Origin of the sequence: Vibrio sp. 99-70-13A1 (assembly GCF_013114625.1) — a bacterium.
GTDB lineage: Bacteria > Pseudomonadota > Gammaproteobacteria > Enterobacterales > Vibrionaceae > Vibrio.
Genome location: NZ_VTXD01000074.1, coordinates 1 through 3,846 on the forward strand (window position 1 = coordinate 1; position 3,846 = coordinate 3,846).

Below are 3,846 nucleotides of genomic sequence, written 5' to 3' on the forward strand. Positions count from 1 at the left end.
CTCCATGAAGTCGGAATCGCTAGTAATCGTGAATCAGAATGTCACGGTGAATACGTTCCCGGGCCTTGTACACACCGCCCGTCACACCATGGGAGTGGGCTGCACCAGAAGTGGTTAGTTTAACCGCCCTTTCTTCGGAGAGAGTGGAGGACGATCACCACGGTGTGGTTCATGACTGGGGTGAAGTCGTAACAAGGTAGCCCTAGGGGAACCTGGGGCTGGATCACCTCCTTATACGAAGATATCGTTGATGAGTACCCACACAGATTGATTAGGTTTAGAAAGTAAAAGAGACGAAGAACTCCCAAGTTCTTCACCATTTATTTCTATTTTTAAATAGAGGTAAACCAGCAGTGTCCCGTTCGTCTAGAGGCCTAGGACACCGCCCTTTCACGGCGGTAACAGGGGTTCGACTCCCCTACGGGATACCACTTCCTTTGTGAAGTATGGGTCGTTAGCTCAGTTGGTAGAGCAGTTGACTTTTAATCAATTGGTCGCAGGTTCGAATCCTGCACGACCCACCATTCTTTCTCCGCGTAAAGGATGGCTTTTATTTTCACTTTTATTAAAAGTGAAGACAAAAGAAACTATCGTGGGCGATTAGCTCAGTTGGGAGAGCACCTGCCTTACAAGCAGGGGGTCACTGGTTCGAGCCCGGTATCGCCCACCATTCTCTAAATATTCTTGGTTATATTCTCTCATGCTCTTTAACAATTTGGAAAGCTGACTGATTAGCTTTAATGGTTTTCACTTTAAACAGTGAAATCAAACAGCTCAAAGCTGTAATTAAGTTAATCAAATTTAAAAGTTCTCAATGTTTATCTGCTCTTAGTTAATAAGAACGGTATAAACACAACAAACACATTCAAGTGTCTTGTATTCGGAACAATGTTTACATTGTTCCATTATTGAGTCCGGCAAACAGTCATCAAGAATTAACCCTTCTTAATGACAACCAAAAACCTTGGTTAGTTGCCATATTAGTTTGTTTTCGCTTTTCAAAAGCGAAAGTAAAACAGAGACCCTTTCGGGTTGTATGGTTAAGTGACTAAGCGTACACGGTGGATGCCTTGGCAGTCAGAGGCGATGAAAGACGTAATAACTTGCGATAAGCCCAGATTAGCGGCGAGCGAAATTGGATTAGCCCTTAAGCTTTTAATGATGCAGGTGAAGACTCTGGAAAGTGTCGCAACAAAGGGTGATAGCCCCGTAACCGACGCATCATAATCAGTGAAATCGAGTAGGGCGGGACACGTGATATCCTGTCTGAATATGGGGGGACCATCCTCCAAGGCTAAATACTACTGACTGACCGATAGTGAACCAGTACCGTGAGGGAAAGGCGAAAAGAACCCCTGTGAGGGGAGTGAAATAGAACCTGAAACCGTGTACGTACAAGCAGTAGGAGCACCTTCGTGGTGTGACTGCGTACCTTTTGTATAATGGGTCAGCGACTTAATTTTAGTAGCAAGGTTAACCGTTTAGGGGAGCCGTAGGGAAACCGAGTCTTAACTGGGCGTACAGTTGCTAGGATTAGACCCGAAACCAGGTGATCTAGCCATGGGCAGGTTGAAGGTTGAGTAACATCAACTGGAGGACCGAACCGACTAATGTTGAAAAATTAGCGGATGACTTGTGGCTAGGGGTGAAAGGCCAATCAAACCTGGAGATAGCTGGTTCTCCCCGAAAGCTATTTAGGTAGCGCCTCGGACGAATACTACTGGGGGTAGAGCACTGTTAAGGCTAGGGGGTCATCCCGACTTACCAACCCTTTGCAAACTCCGAATACCAGTAAGTACTATCCGGGAGACACACGGCGGGTGCTAACGTCCGTCGTGGAGAGGGAAACAACCCAGACCGCCAGCTAAGGTCCCAAATTATTACTAAGTGGGAAACGATGTGGGAAGGCTCAGACAGCCAGGATGTTGGCTTAGAAGCAGCCATCATTTAAAGAAAGCGTAATAGCTCACTGGTCGAGTCGGCCTGCGCGGAAGATGTAACGGGGCTAAGTAATAAACCGAAGCTGCGGCTACGTACCTTAGGGTATGTGGGGTAGGGGAGCGTTCTGTAAGCGGTTGAAGGTGGTCTGTAAGGGCTGCTGGACGTATCAGAAGTGCGAATGCTGACATGAGTAACGATAAAGGGAGTGAAAAACTCCCTCGCCGGAAGACCAAGGGTTCCTGTCCAACGTTAATCGGGGCAGGGTAAGTCGACTCCTAAGGCGAGGCCGAAAGGCGTAGTCGATGGGAAACAGGTTAATATTCCTGTACTTCTTATAATTGCGATGGGGGGACGGAGAAGGCTAGGTGAGCCTGGCGACGGTTGTCCAGGTCCAAGTACGTAGGCGGAAAGTTTAGGTAAATCCGGACTTTCTTAACGCTGAGATACGATGTCGAGCTACTACGGTAGTGAAGTCATTGATGCCATACTTCCAGGAAAAGCCTCTAAGCTTCAGATTATAAGAAATCGTACCCCAAACCGACACAGGTGGTCGGGTAGAGAATACCAAGGCGCTTGAGAGAACTCGGGTGAAGGAACTAGGCAAAATGGTACCGTAACTTCGGGAGAAGGTACGCTCTTATCAGTGAAGTCCCTTGCGGATGGAGCAGACGAGAGTCGCAGATACCAGGTGGCTGCAACTGTTTATTAAAAACACAGCACTGTGCAAAATCGTAAGATGACGTATACGGTGTGACGCCTGCCCGGTGCCGGAAGGTTAATTGATGGGGTTAGACTTCGGTCGAAGCTCTTGATCGAAGCCCCGGTAAACGGCGGCCGTAACTATAACGGTCCTAAGGTAGCGAAATTCCTTGTCGGGTAAGTTCCGACCTGCACGAATGGCGTAATGATGGCCACGCTGTCTCCACCCGAGACTCAGTGAAATTGAAATCGCTGTGAAGATGCAGTGTACCCGCGGCTAGACGGAAAGACCCCGTGAACCTTTACTACAGCTTGGCACTGAACATTGACCCTACATGTGTAGGATAGGTGGGAGACTATGAAATTGCGTCGCTAGATGTGATGGAGTCGTCCTTGAAATACCACCCTTGTATGCTTGATGTTCTAACGTTGGTCCCTGAATCGGGATTACGGACAGTGCCTGGTGGGTAGTTTGACTGGGGCGGTCTCCTCCCAAAGAGTAACGGAGGAGCACGAAGGTGGGCTAAACACGGTTGGACATCGTGTGGTTAGTGCAATGGCATAAGCCCGCTTGACTGCGAGAATGACAATTCGAGCAGGTGCGAAAGCAGGTCATAGTGATCCGGTGGTTCTGAATGGAAGGGCCATCGCTCAACGGATAAAAGGTACTCCGGGGATAACAGGCTGATACCGCCCAAGAGTTCATATCGACGGCGGTGTTTGGCACCTCGATGTCGGCTCATCACATCCTGGGGCTGAAGTCGGTCCCAAGGGTATGGCTGTTCGCCATTTAAAGTGGTACGCGAGCTGGGTTTAGAACGTCGTGAGACAGTTCGGTCCCTATCTGCCGTGGGCGTTGGAAAATTGAAAGGGGCTGCTCCTAGTACGAGAGGACCGGAGTGGACGAACCTCTGGTGTTCGGGTTGTCATGCCAATGGCATTGCCCGGTAGCTAAGTTCGGAATCGATAAGCGCTGAAAGCATCTAAGCGCGAAGCGAGCCTTGAGATGAGTTTTCCCTGACGCTTTAAGCGTCCTAAAGGGTTGTCGTAGACTACGACGTTGATAGGCAGGGTGTGTAAGTGCTGCGAGGCATTGAGCTAACCTGTACTAATTGCCCGTGAGGCTTAACCATACAACACCCAAGGGGTTTTGTGGACTCAGATATACAGACCTTGAATGAGTTTGAAGAGAAATAACTTTTAGAT

Annotated in this window: 3 tRNA genes and 2 rRNA genes; all 5 read left to right on the forward strand. The window is 48.8% G+C overall.

The features are described 5' to 3' along the window. A 16S ribosomal RNA gene (locus F0226_RS22070) occupies window positions 1-234 on the forward strand; the annotation flags it as partial. A gap of 121 nt (window positions 235-355) precedes the next feature. Further along, a tRNA-Glu gene (locus F0226_RS22075) sits at window positions 356-431 on the forward strand. A gap of 17 nt (window positions 432-448) precedes the next feature. Beyond that, window positions 449-524, forward strand: a tRNA-Lys gene (locus tag F0226_RS22080). Window positions 525-594: 70 nt separating this feature from the next. Then, window positions 595-670: transfer RNA gene (locus F0226_RS22085), tRNA-Val, on the forward strand. Window positions 671-1,038: 368 nt separating this feature from the next. Continuing rightward, window positions 1,039-3,773, forward strand: a 23S ribosomal RNA gene (locus tag F0226_RS22090). The last annotated feature ends 73 nt before the right edge of the window (window positions 3,774-3,846 follow it).